Origin of the sequence: Robertmurraya korlensis (assembly GCF_023715225.1) — a bacterium.
Classification (GTDB): Bacteria; Bacillota; Bacilli; order Bacillales; family Cytobacillaceae; genus Robertmurraya_A.
Map to the genome: position 1 here is coordinate 1 of NZ_JAMBNS010000085.1, position 467 is coordinate 467.

Here is a 467-nt window from a genome sequence, read left to right on the forward strand (position 1 = left end):
CTCATGGTGATGGCAGGGGGCAACAGCGTTTGCGGCCAAATGCGAAGAATTCGGCGGATTTCTTTGACTAACAAGGTGTTAAATGCAACCAACTGGCGCTGAAAATCCATGTTAATTCTCCAATTTTTCAGTCAAATTATTTTCAACAATCCCCAAAAACAGCTCTTCAAGGCGATTGGCTTTGTTACGCATACTGGCTACCTGAATATTTTGAGCAGTTAACTGGGCAAAGACGTCATTTAGACTGTCGCCTTTTTTGAGTGTGACTTCAAGGGTCAACGGGTCTGGCTGCTTGGTTTTTACCACATTGGTTAACGCAATGCGTGCGGGATAAGGTTGCGCCAAATCAAACACAAAGCTTTCCACATCAAGGCTGGTAAGCAAACTTTTCATATCGGTATTGATACGAATTTCACCCTGGTCAAGGATAGCAATGTTTTTACACAGCTGCTCAGCTTCTTCTAAAT

At 43.3% G+C, this 467-nt stretch carries 1 pseudogene; it reads right to left on the minus strand.

The window, feature by feature from the left end:
- Positions 1-111: 111 nt before the first annotated feature.
- Positions 112-467, minus strand: a pseudogene (locus tag M3175_RS25930) (ABC transporter ATP-binding protein); the annotation flags it as partial.